10 protein-coding genes are annotated in these 15,836 nt (G+C 75.3%); 8 read left to right on the forward strand and 2 right to left on the reverse strand.

Annotated features, from left to right (window positions below):
* Positions 1-44: 44 nt before the first annotated feature.
* Positions 45-1,583 carry a dihydrolipoyl dehydrogenase family protein gene (locus tag AC6EXY_RS23180; protein ID WP_499818571.1) on the reverse strand — a complete coding sequence of 513 codons (1,539 nt, stop codon included), beginning with the start codon at positions 1,581-1,583 and terminating at the stop codon, positions 45-47.
* 301 nt (positions 1,584-1,884) lie between these two features.
* Here AC6EXY_RS23180 and gnd point away from each other — a divergent pair, with 301 nt between their 5' ends.
* Positions 1,885-2,901: a phosphogluconate dehydrogenase (NAD(+)-dependent, decarboxylating) gene (gnd, locus tag AC6EXY_RS23185; RefSeq protein WP_101833269.1), complete on the forward strand. Its 1,017-nt coding sequence runs from the start codon at positions 1,885-1,887 to the stop codon at positions 2,899-2,901.
* Positions 2,902-2,925: 24 nt separating this feature from the next.
* Here the strand turns inward: gnd and AC6EXY_RS23190 are convergent, their stop codons facing one another.
* Positions 2,926-3,852: a hypothetical protein gene (locus AC6EXY_RS23190; RefSeq protein ID WP_243407811.1), complete on the reverse strand. Its 927-nt coding sequence runs from the start codon at positions 3,850-3,852 to the stop codon at positions 2,926-2,928.
* 403 nt (positions 3,853-4,255) lie between these two features.
* Here AC6EXY_RS23190 and AC6EXY_RS23195 point away from each other — a divergent pair, with 403 nt between their 5' ends.
* The 7 genes from AC6EXY_RS23195 to AC6EXY_RS23225 all read left to right on the forward strand — a co-directional run bounded on the left by AC6EXY_RS23195 (position 4,256) and on the right by AC6EXY_RS23225 (position 15,824).
* Positions 4,256-7,765: a helicase HerA domain-containing protein gene (locus AC6EXY_RS23195; protein ID WP_499818572.1), complete on the forward strand. Its 3,510-nt coding sequence runs from the start codon at positions 4,256-4,258 to the stop codon at positions 7,763-7,765.
* A gap of 221 nt (positions 7,766-7,986) precedes the next feature.
* On the forward strand, positions 7,987-10,536 hold the full coding sequence (locus tag AC6EXY_RS23200; RefSeq protein WP_499818573.1) for a hypothetical protein: 2,550 nt from the start codon (positions 7,987-7,989) through the stop codon (positions 10,534-10,536).
* A gap of 114 nt (positions 10,537-10,650) precedes the next feature.
* A complete protein-coding gene (locus AC6EXY_RS23205) occupies positions 10,651-11,574 on the forward strand; it encodes a hypothetical protein (RefSeq protein ID WP_243407541.1) in 924 nt (307 codons plus the stop codon).
* A gap of 638 nt (positions 11,575-12,212) precedes the next feature.
* Complete coding sequence (locus AC6EXY_RS23210) at positions 12,213-13,088, forward strand: ABC transporter ATP-binding protein (RefSeq protein ID WP_499818574.1); 876 nt, start codon at positions 12,213-12,215, stop codon at positions 13,086-13,088.
* Between the two features lie 95 nt (positions 13,089-13,183).
* Positions 13,184-14,062, forward strand: coding sequence for an ABC transporter permease (locus tag AC6EXY_RS23215; RefSeq protein ID WP_499818575.1), 879 nt, complete (start codon positions 13,184-13,186; stop codon positions 14,060-14,062).
* The gene (locus AC6EXY_RS23220; protein ID WP_499818576.1) at positions 14,059-15,081 is read left to right on the forward strand and encodes an ABC transporter substrate-binding protein; all 1,023 of its coding nucleotides are present in this window, start codon (positions 14,059-14,061) and stop codon (positions 15,079-15,081) included. The genes AC6EXY_RS23215 and AC6EXY_RS23220 overlap by 4 nt, the downstream gene beginning before the upstream one ends.
* A complete protein-coding gene (locus tag AC6EXY_RS23225; RefSeq protein ID WP_499818577.1) occupies positions 15,078-15,824 on the forward strand; it encodes a TenA family protein in 747 nt (248 codons plus the stop codon). The genes AC6EXY_RS23220 and AC6EXY_RS23225 overlap by 4 nt, the downstream gene beginning before the upstream one ends.
* Positions 15,825-15,836: the final 12 nt, after the last annotated feature.

Consider the following 15,836-nt stretch of genomic DNA (forward strand, 5'->3'; position numbering starts at 1 on the left):
ACGGCACGGCCCGGGCCCTGCTGACACCCGCCGCCGAAGGGCCGTCACAGGCCGTATTCCTCCAGCAGGCGCAGCCAGACCTCGCTGACCGTCGGGAACGACGGGACCGCGTGCCACAGCCGCTCCAGCGGCACCTCGCCGACGATCGCGATCGTCGCCGCGTGCACCATCTCCTGGGTGTCGGGGCCGGTGAAGGTCGCCCCGACGACGACCCGACGGGCCTCGTCGACCACCAGCTTCGACGTCCCCGCGGTCGCCTCCCCGCGGACCGACGCACCGGCCACCCCGCTGGTCGGCACGCTGACCGCCCGCACGTCCACGCCCGCCTCCCGGGCCGCCCGCTCGGTCAGCCCGACCGCGCTGACCTGCGGGTCGCTGAACGTCACCCGGGGGATCGCGAGGCCGTCCGCGCGGTCGCGGGCGGGCTGGCCGGCCGCGTCACGGCGCCCGGTGATCACGTCGGCGACGACGCGCGCCTGGTATTTGCCCATGTGGGTGAGCAGCGCCCGGCCGCACACGTCGCCGACGGCGTACAGCCAGCCGCCGTCGACGGCCGTCGCCCGCAGCTCGTCATCCACCTCGATGAACGTGTCCGGCCGCAGCCCGACCGCCTCGACGCCCAGGTCCCGGGTCGCCGGGGTCCGCCCGACCGCCACCAGGATCTCGTCGGCCACCAGGACGTCCCCCGGCGGCGTGCCGCCCGCCGTCTCCTCGCCCGCGGCCTCCCCCGGCCCCTGCCCCGGCCCCGGCCCGTCGCCTGAGCCGGTATCCCGGGACGGCGGCGTCGGGCGCTCGACCCGTACCGTCACCGGCCCGCGCCGCTGGTCGGCGCCAGTGGCGTCGCGGCGCACCTCGACCGCGCGGGTACCCAGCAGGACGGTGATGCCCTCCGCCTCGAACGCCTCGCGCACCTGCTCGCCGGCGAACTCCTCCTCCCGGGCGAGCAGCCGGGGCGAGCCCTCGACGAGCGTGACCGTCTCGCTGCCGAGCCGGCGGAACGCCTGGGCCAGCTCGACGCCGACCGCCCCGCCGCCGAGCACGACGAGCCGCCTGGGCACCGTGCGGGCGCCCGTCGCGGTGCGGTTGTCCCACGGCTCGGCCTGCGCGAGGCCGGGGATCGGCGGAACGGTCGCCCGGGTCCCGGTCGCCACCACCACGGCCCGTGACGCCGTGAGCAGCCGTTCGGTGCCGTCCGCGGCGGTGACCGCCACCTGCCGCGGCTGGCCGGTCAGCCGGCCCACCCCGCGCACGAGCTCGACGCCCCGGTCGGTCAGCCACGGCACCTGGGAGTCGTCCGCGTACCCGGCGACCATGTCGTCACGACGGGCGAACACCGCGGCGCAGTCCACCGTGCCGGTGACCGCCGCGGCGGCGCCGGGCACCCGACGGGCGGCCGCGAGGATCTCCCCCGGGCGGATCAGCGTCTTGCTCGGGATACACCCCCAGTAGCTGCACTCGCCGCCGACGAGCTCCCGTTCGACGATCGCCACGGCGAGCCCCGCCTGGGCGCAGCGCCCGGCCACGTTCTCCCCCGCCGGCCCCGCGCCGATCACGATGACGTCCACGTTCGAGTTCTGGTCCACGTCCTGTGCCTCCCCGTCCGTCCCGCTGGCACACCCGCCGCGCACCGGCCACGTCCATCCCAGCAGACCACGCGCACCCGCCTCGCCGGCACGCCCCGACACCCACCGCGCGTCGCCATCCCGCGTGTCCGGTGGGGGGTGACCAGAAGCACCTCGCCTGATCGGACGGCCTCGGCGCACCACGGCCGGGACGGCCGGGGGCGGCGGGGAAGAATGGCGGGTGCCGAAGCAGGGCCCGGTCGGCCGTCGGCGCGACCGTCGGCCGGCCGGGCCGCCGAGACGAAGCGAGCGGGGAGACGAGATGCAGCTCGGGATGGTCGGACTCGGCCGGATGGGCGCCAACCTGGTGCGCCGGCTGATCCAGGGCGGCCACGAGTGCGTGGTCTACGACGTGAACCCGAAGGCCATCGAGGCGCTGGAGGCCGAGGGCGCGACGGGAGCGCGGACGCTGGCCGAGTTCGCCGCGGCACTGCGCCCGCCCCGGACCGCCTGGATCATGGTCCCGGCCGGCCTGACCGGCCAGACCGTGGACGACCTCGCCACCCACTTCGCGGGCGACGACGTCATCATCGACGGCGGGAACTCGTACTACCGCGACGACATCCACCGCGCCCGCGACCTCGCCGCGGCCGGCATCCACTACGTGGACGTCGGCACCTCCGGCGGCGTGTTCGGCCTGGAGCGCGGCTTCTGCCTGATGATCGGCGGCGAGGCGGAGGTCGTCGGCCGGCTGGAACCGCTGTTCGAGACGATCGCGCCGGGCATCGGCTCGATCCCCCGCACGCCGGGCCGTTCCGGCGAGCCGGCGCAGGCCGAGAAGGGCTACCTGCACTGCGGTCCCAACGGCGCCGGGCACTTCGTGAAGATGGTCCACAACGGCATCGAGTACGGCATGATGGCCGCGTTCGCCGAGGGCCTCGCCGTCCTCGACAAGGCGAACATCGGCCGGGAGGCCGCCGAGCACAACGCCGAGACGGCCCCGCTGGGCGACCCGGAGTACTACCAGTACGACCTCGACACCGCCGCCATCGCCGAGGTCTGGCGCCGTGGCAGCGTCGTCAGCTCCTGGCTGCTCGACCTCACCGCGACCGCCCTGCACGAGGATCCGGCGCTCGCCGAGTTCGGCGGCCGGGTCTCCGACTCGGGCGAGGGCCGCTGGACGGTGCTCGCCGCCGTCGAGGAGGGCGTGCCGGCGCACGTGCTCACCGCCTCGCTGTACGAGCGGTTCAGCTCGCGCGGCGAGGGCCTGTTCGCCGACAAGCTGCTCTCCGCGATGCGCAAGCAGTTCGGCGGCCACGCCGAGCAGCACAAGGCCTGACCGCGCGGGGCCCGGCCGCGGCCGTCAGACGTCGGCGCCGAGGTCGGCGGCGCCCCCCATAATGATCATGGGGTGGGCGGCCGGGTCCAGCCAGCGCATCACCGAGACCAGCTGGTCCTGCAGCAGGGCGACGCAGCCGCGGGTCGGCGACTGGTGGTCGACGTGCAGCCAGATGTCGCCGCCGACGCCGGCGCCGAGCGGGCGGGCCGGGTCGGACGGCGGACGGCCCGCCAGGCGGTTGTAGTCAATGGCGACGACGTAGTTGAACGCGTCGGCCAGCGGCTCCCCCTGCGGCGCCGCGGTCTGGTAGAAGGACGGCCGGTACTCGTACGGCATACCGGTACCTGGGTCCGGCAGCCGCCCGCCGGCGGCCGTCAGCGAGAAGACCCCGATGGGGCTGCGAAGATCGCCCTCGTGGTGGCTGGTGGTCCAGCCGTTGGCGCCGTTGCGGCCCGTCATCGGCGCGCCGAACGCCGCCCAGGGCGCGTCCGGGGTCGCCCGCCGCCACAGAGTCACGGTGTTGGTGTTCGTGTCGCGGTCGCCGCCGGTGACGACGATGGCCTGCAACGCCTCGCGGGGAACCCGCGCCATCATCACGGAGCCGATGCCCGGGATGGCTCCGTCCTCCTCGAGCCCACCGGCGCTGCCGGCCACCCGGTTCGGCCGCACAGGGCTCGGGGCCGCGGTGGCCGGAGAACCGGGGGCGGCGGACGGGCCCGCACCGGCCGCGGGCGTGCCGGCGTCGGGCGTGCCGGCGCCGGACACCGAGGAGGAGGACGAACCGTCACCGCCGGCGCTGGCACTGGTGACATGCAGGGCGCCGGCGGCACCGACGACCAGGGTCACGCCCGCGGCCGCGACACCGACGGCGACCGACCGGCCTGACCGGCCCCGCGCCGAACCCCGGTTCGCGGCCGTGGCGGGTCGTTTCCTGCGGCGGTGATCAGCCATGTCTCCGTTTCCGGGACGGACGCCGCGGGCGGGGCGGCGTCACACTGTCGACGTCGTGGCCTGCCGGTGACCGCCCCCGCACCGCCAGGGTGCGACCATGACGCACCAGGCATCACGATACGTATCTCCCTCTCGGCGGGTGCGGGGTACCCCAGCGCTCCGCCCCCGGCACCGCGACCGAATGTGGACACTCCACGCATCCACCCGGATGCGAGACGCGAGGACTCGGGGCTGTCGGCCCTCACCCAGCACAGCCGATCACATCCGACATATCCGAAATGCCGACCTAGTGGGCACGATCCGCATCGAATGGCGCGCGGAGGGTGATAGGCTCTCGACCGCATTCATCGACGGATGACCTGCCCGGACGAGTGGGGCATGGCGCGCGGGAGGCCGGCGGATCGTGCTTGACGGCTTCCAGTTCCACCGCATCCTGAGCGCGCCCCGGCGTCCCGAGGCGGGCGACCGGCCCGATCCCGTTCCCGCCGCCCTGTTCGCCGCGCTCGTCGGCGCCCACGCGGAGCTGTCCTCGCTCGACGCCGGACCGGCCGCGCCCGGCCTCGGCCCGGCATCGCCCGGCATCGCCGTCGCCTGGCTGCGCGGTCCCGGCGAGCACCACATCCACTTCCTCGCCGGGGGGCGGCCCTACTTCCCCCCGAGCCCGGCCGCCGCCGACGCGCCGCCCGCGTCCCCCGCCCCCACCGTGCTCGCGCGGACCGCCTCGCCGGTTGCCACCGGGTGGCCCTCGCCAGATCCGTGGTCGGCCGGCGGAGCGGGCGGGCTGCCCGTCCTGCCGTCCGCGCCCACGCAGGCCGCCGTCCCAGCGGGCCCCGGCCCGGCGGGTGCGCCGGCGCCGCTGCTGTACCCACCCGGGGCGACGGCGTCGGCGCTGCCGGCGGGCGCCGTCCTCGCGGACCTCGCCCGGTTCCCCTGCTGGCTGCGCTGCGGCGGCGCGGCGGACGCGCTGTGGGCGTCCGGTCCGCCGAGCCGGTCCGGCGACGGCGCCGGCGGCGGTCAGCCGCCCAGCGGCCCGCGGCGCGGCTCGTTCGACGACCACGCGGCCCACCTCGTCGGCCCGTTCGCGTGGCTGGTCCTCGCCTGGCCGGTACTCCCGCGCCAGCTGGCCGCGGAACGCGACGCGCTCGCCCGCGCCATCCCCGCCCTGCGCATGCGCGAGCACGACCAGGACGCCCGTCTCGACCTGGAACGCGCCGAGCAGCGCCACCGCGAGCTCGGCCGCGCGGCGGCGAGCGGGATGTGGGACGTGGAGATCCTCGTCGGCGGGGCGAGCCAGGCCGGCGCGTTCTCCCTGGCCGCGCTGCTGTGCAGCGCCAGTGACCTGGACGAGCTGCCCTACACGCTGCGCCCGCTCGGCCCGGTGACCTCGCTCGCGGGCGTCTGGTCGAGCAGCCCACCGCCGCCCGTCGCGTGGGACGCGGCCCGCAGCCCGTTCCGGGCCGGCGCGGAGCTGCTCGCCGCGCTCGCCCGCCCGCCGGCCCGTGAGCTGCCGGGCATCACGCTCGTCACCCCGCACACGTTCGACGTCACCCCGGAGGGCCCGGCGGGTGCGGGGCCCGCGGACCCGGTCGGCGCGCCGGACGCCATCCGCCTCGGTGACGTGCTCGACGCCGGCTGGTCCGCGGCGGGCGCGCTCACCGTCGCGCGGGCCACGCTCAACCGGCACGCCTTCGTCTGTGGCGCCACCGGATCCGGCAAGTCGCAGACCGTGCGGTCGCTGCTGGAGTCGCTGAGCCGGGCGCGCCGCCCGGTGCCCTGGCTGGTGCTGGAACCGGCGAAGGCCGAGTACGCGCGGATGGCCGGTCGCCTCGCCGACCTGACCGGCGCGGCGCCCGAACCGACCGGCTGGGAGCTGCGCCCGGTCAGCGCGGCGGCCAGGCGGCCGGCCGGAGCGGCGGACCCGGGCGAGGTGCTCGTCATCAGACCGGGCCGGCTCGACGCGCCGCCCGCGTCGCTCAACCCGCTGGAGCCCGAGGCCGGGTTTCCGTTGCAGAGCCACGTCGACCTGGTCCGGGCGCTGTTCCTCGCCGCCTTCGAGGCGCACGAGCCGTTCCCCCAGGTACTCGCCCGGGCGCTGACGGCCTGCTACCGCGACCTGGGCTGGAACCTCGTCCTCGACCGTCCGCAGCCGCCGCACCGGCCCCGGTTCCGCGTCGCCGGGCCGGACGAGGACCCGCTCGTCGAGGCGCCCCGGCGCTATCCCACCCTCGGCGACCTGCAAGGCACCGCCACCCGCGTGGTCGAGGACATCGGCTACGGCGCCGAGCTCGCCGCCGACGTGCGCGGCTTCGTCGACGTCCGCATCGGCAGCCTGCGCGAGGGGAGCCCAGGGCGGTTCTTCGAGGGCGGCCACCCCCTCGACATCGGCGCGCTGCTGACCCGCAACGTGGTCTTCGAGCTGGAGGACATCACCAGCGACCAGGACAAGGCGTTCCTGCTCGGCGCGGTGCTGATCCGCATCGTGGAGCATCTGCGGGTCCGCTTCGGCGCGCGCGGGGCGGGCGGGCTGCGCCACGTCCTCGTCGTCGAGGAGGCCCACCGGCTGCTGAAGAACGTCACCGACGGGCCCGCGGCGGCGGCCGTGGAGCTGTTCGCGTCGCTGCTCGCGGAGATCCGCGCGTACGGCGAGGGGCTCGTGGTGGTGGAGCAGATCCCCGCCAAGATCCTCCCCGACGTCGTCAAGAACACCGCGCTCAAGGTGATGCATCGGCTACCGGCGGCCGACGACCGGGAGGCCGTCGGCGCGACGATGAACCTGCGCCCGGAGCAGTCGGAGGTCGTGGTCGCCCTGCCCCCCGGGGTCGCGGCGGTGAGCGTGGACGGCATGGACCGGCCCGTCCTCGCCCGGATGGTCGCCGGCGACGACCGGGAGTCCTCGGACCTGGCCCGCCACGACCGGGTGCCGCTGGCCGGACGGCGCAGCGCCCGCTGCGGATCGGACTGCACCGCCGCGCGGGCCTGCACCCTGGAGGAGACGGAGACCGCCGCGCTCGCCGCCCGGGTCCCGCTGCTGGTGCTGTGGGTGGAGGCGATCGCCGCACACCAGGTGATGGGCTTCGGCCACCTGCTCGGCGTGGAGCCGTTCGCCCCGTCGCCGGCGCTGCGCGCGATCCTGGCCACTCATCCGCGCCGACGTCTCGACTGCCTGCTCGCGCACGCCGTCGACCGGGCCACCAGCGCGCGCGCCGCCCACCTGCGGGCCGACGTCGACCCCGACGAGTTCGCCGCCGCCCTGCACACCACTGTGCACCGCCTCCTCGCCCTGCCCGGGCCACCGAACGGCGCCGACGCCCAGCCCGGCGTCCGCACTTCCCATACCGGCGCCGACTCCGGTACCCGCACCGGGTCCGGTACCCGCACCGGCACCGGGTCCGAGCCCCACGCCGGTGTCCACACCGGCGCTGGCGCGTACGCCGACTCCGGTGCCCACAGGGCGGGTGAGCCGAGCCGGGACGCACGGCGGTTGACCGCGGGCGTCTACCGCTGGCAGGACGTTCGCAACGCGCTCGGTGAGGCGGTGCGCCGCCGGGGTGCGCACGCCGCGCCGCACCCGTTGACCGCGGCCTGGCAGGACCGCGGCCTGGCCATCACCGGCGACAGCCTCGGCGCGCAGCTGGCCTGGTTGCGCTCCAGCCCGATCTACGCCGACGACGCGGACCGGGTCAGTGTCGGCGACGCCGAGGCGAGCGGACTGGCCGACGCGGTGCGTGCGGTCGCCGGCGGGACGGACGCCCGCCGCGTCCTGACGGCCCTGGAACGCGCCTGCGCCGGCCCCGGGCTACCCGACCTTGCCAGCCAGATCGCCAACCTCGTCGACCAGGCCGCCGCAGCGCCGCCCAGCCCGTCCGGTGCACCCTCACGCACCGCCCGGGAACGAGCACGTGACACCGCATAAGGCGACAGTTCGGACACGACGGGCCATACTCTGTACTGAAAGACTCCATCTCACCACGGCGCGTGCCGGTAGTTGGCTCTGGTGCGGCAGCCATCGCGCGCGGTCCCGGCCCGGCTGGCCGGTCACGACCAGCCCGTGCGCGACCAGCCGGCGCAGTGCGCGGCGCAGTGCGTACGACGCGCGGTGGTGGGCAGGCGGGACTGGCAAGGCGGGGGGCAACGATGGGGGACGCGGCCCTGGCGACGGCGGAGGCCCAGCTCGTGCGGGGCCTCTACGTGGCGCGGGAACGTTGGGGCTGGGAGTTCGTGGACGGAGGTCCGCCGGTTCCCAGTCCCGTCGCCGACAGTCCGCCCGCCTGGTCGGCACCCCCGCTGCCGGATCTCGCGGCGATGACCGAACGGCGCCGGCTCGCCCTGCGGTCGCTGTGGGTACGGATGCTGCTGCCCGTCGTCTTCGTCGTCTTCGGCACCGTGCTGGCATCCGACGGCGGGTTCTTCTTCGTACCGGCGGGGCTCGCGCTCGCCGCGCTGGCGGGCCTGCCGCCGCTGGTGCGCCACGCCCAGCTACGGCGAGCCCGCAGCCGCACGCCGCTGCTGACCGAGCGGGCCCGCCAGCGGCACGAGGCGGCGATGGCGTCCTGGCAGTCCGAGGTCGACATCCACCGGCGGGCCGACGAGCGGCGCCGGGAGGCCGCCAGCCGGTTCTACCCGATCACGATGCCCTCGCTGGCACCCCGCGTCGACGTGTTCGGCGGGGACGGCAACGGCTGGGCGAGCCTGCTCGCGACCGCCGGCAGCTCCGTGCTCGCCGGCGGCACCGGCATCCTGCTCGTCGACCTCAGCGAGCGGACGGTCGGCGGGGGCCTCGCCCGTGTGGTCGGCCAGGCCTCATGCCCGGTCGAGTCATGGGACCTGCCCCGCCAGCTCGACGAGGTCACCCTGCTCGACGGGCTCGGGCCGCGGGAGGCCGGCGAGCTCGTCGCCGACGCCTTCGAGCCCACCGCGGACGGCGCGGCGGATCCGCACCGCCGCGCCCTGCACGCCGATCTGATCACCACCGTCAGCGAGGCGCTCGGCGGGTACCTGACCTTCCGCCGGATCGCCGAGGGCCTGCGCGTCCTGGAGGGGCTCGACGACGGCTCGGCCGCCACGGCGCTGGCGCCGGCCGAGTCCGCGGCGCTCGTCGGCCGGATGAACGCCTTCGGCCGCGGCGAGCGGATCCCCGACGAGCTGCGCTACCTGCGCTCCTCTCTGGAGGCCCTCTGCCCGCCCGCCCCCGCGACCGCCACCGGCCGCGCGGCCGAATCGGCTCCCGGGATGCCCGGCCGCATCGGCCTGACGGGCAACCCGCACGGCATCCCCGGCATCCCCGGCAGGCCTGGCATCCCCGGCACCATGGACATGCCAGGCGCCGCGGGCATGCCAGGAGCCATCGGCGTGCCCAGCGCCGCGCCAGGCGCCGCGGGCGTCGCAATGCCCGGTGGGCGGGCCGGTTGGCCGGGGGTGGGCGAGCCGCGCCGGCTGGCCGCCTGGTGGCCGGTGCGGGGACTGCGGGTGCTCGCGACGTCCAGTCGCGCGTCCGCCACCCACCACAAGGAGCTCGCCGACCGCCTCGTCATGCAGGCCGTGCTCCACCAGTTGCGCCGTCGCCCACCGGGGCCGGCGGCCGGTCGGGACATGCTGGTCGTCGCCGGCGCGGACCAGCTCGGCCGCCCGGTGCTCGGCGGCCTGAGCCGGCACGCCGAGGTCGCCGGGGTGCGTCTCGTCCTGCTGTACGAGCGGCTCGCGGACGACGCGGAGCGGATGCTCGGCACCCAGGGCGGCTCGACGATCTTCATGCGGCTGGGGAACGGCAAGGACGCGACCACCGCCGCCGAATACGTCGGACGTGGCTACCGGTTCGTGATGTCGCAGGTCACCGCCCAGATCGGCCGCAGCTTCACGGTCGGCGACAGCGACAGCGTCGGCTACCAGGACGGCACCTCCGACACCACCGGCACCAGCGGCGGCCGCAGCCGCACCTACGACGGCACCCGCCTGCTGCCCTGGTTGCAGAACACCTCGACGAACACCGGCTGGCAGGAGTCGGTGACGACCTCGCGCTCCCAGACCTGGCAGCGCACGACGAACACGTCCGTCGCCGACTCGACGACCGACGGCACCACCTCCCAACGGGTGTACGAGTTCCTCGTCGAGCCCACCACCCTGCAGACCCTTCCCACGACCGCGTTCCTGCTGGTGAGCCCCGTGGATGGTCCTGGTCGGGTGACGCCCGGCGACTGCAATCCCGGCACGGTGCTGCTGCCGAGGGTCTCCTCGGTCGACCGGTGGACAGCCACCCACGCCCCGCCCTCGGCCGACCTGTCGTCGCCCGCCTCCTCGCTGCCGGCCACCCATCTGTGGGCGCCCGCCGACGCGCCGGTCGTGAGCGGCCCAGCCGTGACAGCCATCTCCCCTGCCACCTGGCCGCCCGGCGTACCGCCGGCGGCTCCCCGGACAGTGGACTCCGGCCTGTTTCCCACGCCGGCGGAGAACGCATGGGCCTGGCAGCCGGATCCCCAGGCAACGGCCGGCTCCGATGACGCGCGGCCTCTCCCGGCAGGCGGCTGGGTGCCGACCATCGCCGCGGCGCCCGTGAACCCGTCCCCCGGGGGCCCGGACGAGTCGGGTGGGCGGCTCCCGGGGGAGTCAGGTGGGCGGCCCTCGGCCGAGGAGCGCCCGCGCCCACGGGGGCGCCGCCGTATCAGCACGCCGCCGCGCGATCCGGGCTGACCACCCGACGCCGTACACCTGGTCTCGAGAGCCGGCGTTGTCCACAGCCATCGAGTTATCCACAATCAACAGAAGACGCTGGATCAACGGTTGGACAACCGTCATCGTCTTCTCATGGCCCATAACCCTGGCCGACTCTCCTGGCAGGAGATCGCCACTACCCAGGCCGGCGTGATCACGATGCGCGACGCGCTCGCCACCGGCCTGACCCGCACCGAGATCCGCGCGCGGCTGGCGGCGGGCGGCTGGCACCAGCCCTTTCGGGGCGTGCTGGTCACCGACGTGTCCGACGCCCGCGGGCCGCAGCACCTGTGGGCGGCCGTGCAGGCGATCGGCCCCGGCGCGGTGCTCGCGGGCGCGAGCGCGGCCTCCCTTGCCGGTCTGGTCGGCTACGAGCGCGAGCCGGTCACGGTGCTGGTCCCCACCCCGCGCCGGGCCACCGCGCCGCCCGGTGTGCTGCTTCGCCACAGCGCGCGCCTGGACCTCACCGAGGTCGATCCGCTGCGCCTGCCCCGGCGCACGACGCCGAGCCGATCGGTGATCGACATGGCCGAGTGGGCACCGTCCCGACCCCTGGCCCAGGCGATCATCGTCGACGCCGTACACCAGGGCGTCGTCACTCTGCGTGGGCTACAGGCGGCGTTGACCCGCCGCGGCCCCATCACCCGCCGGACGCTGGTCGCGGACTGCCTGGACAGGCTGGGCGCCGACGCCCCGCACCTGACCGGCCTCGCGTTCCACCACCTGGCCCGCGCTCATGGCCTGCCGACCGGCAGCGTCGCGGTGGAGGGTCCCGCGGACGAGCCGATGTCCAGGCTGCGGGTCCGTTATGAGTCCTGGCGGGTACAGGTCGAGGTCGCCGCGGGGGTGGCACGGCCAGGCCTGCAGAGGACCTCCGGCGGGGCTCTTCTGGTCCGCCTGCCACCGTCCGCGCTGCGGCAGCAGCCCACCGAGGCGGCCGGGCTCGTCGCCGCCGCGCTGCGCCAGCAGGGCTGGCCGCATCCTCTGCGCGAGATCAGCGCCACCTTAGCGTCGTAACAGACTGTCACCACAGCCCGGTGTTGGCGGCGGTGACACCATGCCTGGCCGAGAGGGCCAGTGGGCTCGAACCGGTTGGCGGTGAGCTGATCGTGCCGTATTTTGTGCGAACGATGCGGGAGCTTCCACCCGAGGAGGCTGAGAGGGCGGCTGGGCACAAGCCCGGCGCCGCCGACCGCCTGAACCTGTCCGGGTAATTCCGGCGTAGGGAGTGATGGCCGTGACGCGTCCGGCGCCAGTCCGTCCCGTAGCCCGGCCGCGGGCCCGCAGCCGGCCCCCGGCAGTCCCAGCCACGGCGTCACCGGCCGACTGACGAGGGGCGGTTCCCACCCGCGCGGCTGACCCGGCTGAACGCAAGCGGGCGACGTCGCCCGTCCTCGAGACGCCCAGCCGGCGGCCGCCTGGCGTCACGGCATCGGACAACGGCCTGGCGCCGGCCGGGGTAAGACGGCGGGATCGCGCCCAGCAGGCGCGGCCCAGCCCTCCACCACGCGGGCTGAGCTCGGCGGCCGAGCAGGCCGGGACTGGGACGGGTGTCACGGGCCCCTCGTCCGGTCGTCGCCGGACAGTCCGGGAGCGGGGCCGCCGCGATCCCCGTCCCCGTGCGGGCTTGGTACAGGATCTGGAGAGGAGGCAGCGTGTTCGCACGTCGCCGTGAGAACGGGCCGGTGCCGGGCGCCACGGCGCCCCCGCGTCCGGTGTCCGGCCCGGGTTCGGGCGGCGGCATCGAACTCGCCGGGGTCGGCCGGCGCTTCGGTGATCTGGTCGCGGTGGACGGTGTCGACCTGTCCGTGCCGGCCGGCACGCGGCTGGGGATCGTCGGTCCGAGCGGATGCGGCAAGTCGACCGTGCTGTCGATGGTCAGTGGGCTGACCGAACCGGATGCCGGCCGGATCGACGTGCTCGGTGCCACCGACGCGAGCGGACGGCTCGCGGCCTGTGCCTGGATGCCCCAGCACGACCTGCTGCTGCCCTGGCGCGGGGTGCTGGCCAACGCGCGCATCCCGCTGGAGAACCAGGGCCTCACCCGGCAGGAGGCGTCCCGGCGGGTGCGGCCGCTGCTGGACCGGTTCGGGCTGGGCGCGTTCGCCGACCACCGGCCGGCCGCGCTGTCCGGCGGGATGCGCCAGCGCGTGTCCTTCCTGCGCACGGTCGTCGCGGGCAAACCGGTGCTGCTGCTGGATGAGCCGTTCGGCGCCCTCGACTCGATCACCCGCGCCGACCTGCAGGACTGGCTGCGCGCGATGCTCGCCGACGAGCCGCGCACCGTCCTGCTGGTCACGCACGACGTCGAGGAGGCGCTGTTGCTGTGTGACCGGGTCGCGGTGATGTCGGACCGGCCCGGTCGGATCGTCGCGACCGTCGACGTCGCGCCGTACGCGGGGACCGGCGCGGCCGCCCGGCGCGCGCGCCTCGCCGACCCCGGCTTCGTCGCGCTGCGGGAGACCGTCCTCGCCCATCTGGAGGCGGCCCGCTCCCCCGAGTCCGCGCTTCCCGCGGCGGCTGACCGATGAGCGCCTCCCGGCCCGGCGGCCCCGTCCCGGCTCCCACACCGGCCACGGCCCCGATCGACGGCGCTCCCGTCGCGCCCCGCCCGGTGGAGCCCGCGGTGGATGCGGCCGTCCCGGTGACGGCGACGCCGCGAGCGCGGGCGGCGGCGGGCGAGAACCCGGTGGGCGAGGGCCGGCGCATGCGCGTCGGTGGTCGGGGGACGCGTCCTGGTGGCCAGCGGCTCTGGCCGAGCGTCCTCGTCGGGCTGGGGCTGCTGGGCTGCTGGGAGTTCGCCACCCGGGTGCTGCGGGTCGAGGAGTACATCCTGCCCGCGCCCGACCAGGTGGCGACAGCGCTGGTGGACCGGTGGGACGGCACGCTGCGCAGCGCGACCTGGGTGACGTTCACCGAGATCATCCTGGGGTTCACCCTCTCGGTCGCCGCCGGGCTCGCCATCGGCGTCGCCCTGCACTTCTCCGCGGTGGCGCGCCGGGCGCTCTACCCGCTGCTCATCGGCTCGCAGACGATCCCGATCGTGGTGATCGCGCCGATCCTCGCGATCGTCTTCGGGTACAGCCTCACCCCCAAGCTCATCCTGGTCGCGCTGATCTGCTTCTTCCCGATCGTCGTCGGCACGCTCGACGGGCTCGCCTCCGTCGACCCGCGGCTCGTCCAGATGATGCGCACGCTGCACGGCCAGCGCCTGGCGATCTTCACCCGGGTGGAGTTCCCGGCGGCGCTGCCGAGCGTGTTCACCGGTCTGCGCCTCGCTGCGGCCTACGCGGCCACGGGCGCCGTGTTCGGCGAGTACTCGGGCGCCGCCGACGGGCTCGGCCACGTCATGCGCCAAGGCGTGCCGCAGCTGCAGTCCGCGCTGGTGTTCGCCGCGATCGTGCTGCTCACCGCCATGTCCGTCGCCCTGTTCGCACTGGTCGGCCTCGCCCAGCGGCTGCTCGTCCCCTGGCATCGCACCAACCAAGAAGGGAACTCTCGATGATCACGCGGCATCCACGCCGGCTGGTCCTGTTCGCGGCGGCGCTGGCGGCCGTCACGCTTGCCGTCACCACGGCCTGCGGATCCGGCGGCTCGTCCGGCGGCGACCGCCGGCCCGCGACGGTGCTGCTCGACTGGGAACCCAACCCGGACCATCTGGCGCTGTACTCGGCACTCGACGGCGGGGACTACGCCGACGCGGGGCTGAATGTGACCCTGCGCTCACCGTCCGACCCGTCGGATCCGCTCAAGCTGGTCAGCACCGGCACCGTCGACCTGGGCATCTCCTACGAACCCGAGGTGATCATCGCCGGTGCGGAGAAGCTCGACGTCGTGGCGGTCGCCGCGCTCGTCCCCACCGCCCTCAACTCGATCATGGCGGTGGGGTCCGCGGGCATCACGAAGCCCGCGGACCTCGCCGGGGCCACCGTCGGCACCTCGGGGCTGCGCACCGACCAGGCGTTCCTCGCCGCCATCGCGAAGGCGAACCACTTCGACAGCGCGTCGGTCCATCAGGTCGACGTCGGCGCGGACCTGCTCCCCGCGATGATCTCGAAGAAGGTCCGGGCGACCCTCGGCGCCTACCGCAACGTCGAGGGCGTCACCCTCGCCAGCCGAGGACTCTCCCCGAAGATCATCCCGGTGACCGAGGCCGGGGTGCCGGAGTACGACGAGCTCGTGGTGGTCGCGCGGCGCAGCCGGCTCGCGAAGGACCCCGCCTACCAGACGCTGGTCCGCGATTTCCTGCGGGCGACGGCCGCCGGGAACGCCCGGGTGCTCGCCGACCCGGCGAAGGCCACCGACGCGCTGTCCGGTGTCGCCGACGGCTACGACCCGAAGCTGCTGCCGACCATGGTCCAGGCCACCGCCCCGCTGCTGCGCAACCCCGACGGATTCGGACGGATGGGCATCGGCGCGTGGACGTCGTTCATCGGCTGGATGCGCACGGAGAACCTGATCACGACCACCGTGCCCGCCGCGGACGTGGTCACCGAGGCCTACCTCCCGAAATCGACGCCGTGACCGGCCCGATCGACGCGACCGGCCCCTTCAGCGACGAGCTGTGGGGATCGACTCGCGAGGTCTACGAGGCGATCCTGCGCCATCCGTTCCTCACCGGCCTCACCGACGGCAGCCTGCCGCGGGCGGCGTTCGGCCATTTCGTCATCCAGGACGCGCACTACCTGCGCGACTACGCCCGGGCACTCGCGGTGTGCGCGGCGAAGGCGCCCACCGAGGCGGACGTGCGCGCGCTCGCGACCGACGCCGCCGAGGCGATCGCCGCCGAGCAGGCCATGCACGCCGACCTGCTCACCGCGCTGACCGCCGACGGCGATGGCGGTGAGGACGGCGATGGCGGTGAGGACGGCGGAGACGGCGGAGACGGCGGCGGACTGGCCGCCGGGGTGGGCACGGCCGCACCGACGACGCGGGCGTACACGAGCTACCTGCTGGCCACCGTCTACGGCGGGTCGTTCCTGGAGGGGCTCGCCGCCGTGCTGCCCTGCTACTGGATCTACGCGTGGGTCGGCGCCGAGCTGCTCGCCGCCTCCTCCCCCGACCCGCTCTACGCCCGCTGGATCGCCGCCTACGGCGACCCGTCGTTCCAGGCGGTGGCGCAGCGGGTCGTCACGCTCACCGACCGCGTCGGCGCCGAGGCCTCGCCGGCCGAACGCGCCCGCGCCGCCGGGCACTTCGCCGTGACGGCCCGGTACGAGTGGATGTTCTGGGACGCCGCCTGGCGCCGCGAACGCTGGCCGATCTGACGCGCACCGGGT

This window comes from Frankia sp. RB5 (assembly GCF_059816245.1).

Coding starts and splice junctions, on each gene's coding strand:
- gnd (WP_101833269.1), top strand. CDS start 1,885: ATGCAGCTCGGGATGGTCGGACTCGGCCGGATGGGCGCCAACCTGGTG.
- AC6EXY_RS23190 (WP_243407811.1), bottom strand. CDS start 3,852: ATGGCTGATCACCGCCGCAGGAAACGACCCGCCACGGCCGCGAACCGG.
- AC6EXY_RS23200 (WP_499818573.1), top strand. CDS start 7,987: ATGGGGGACGCGGCCCTGGCGACGGCGGAGGCCCAGCTCGTGCGGGGC.
- AC6EXY_RS23205 (WP_243407541.1), top strand. CDS start 10,651: ATGGCCCATAACCCTGGCCGACTCTCCTGGCAGGAGATCGCCACTACC.
- AC6EXY_RS23220 (WP_499818576.1), top strand. CDS start 14,059: ATGATCACGCGGCATCCACGCCGGCTGGTCCTGTTCGCGGCGGCGCTG.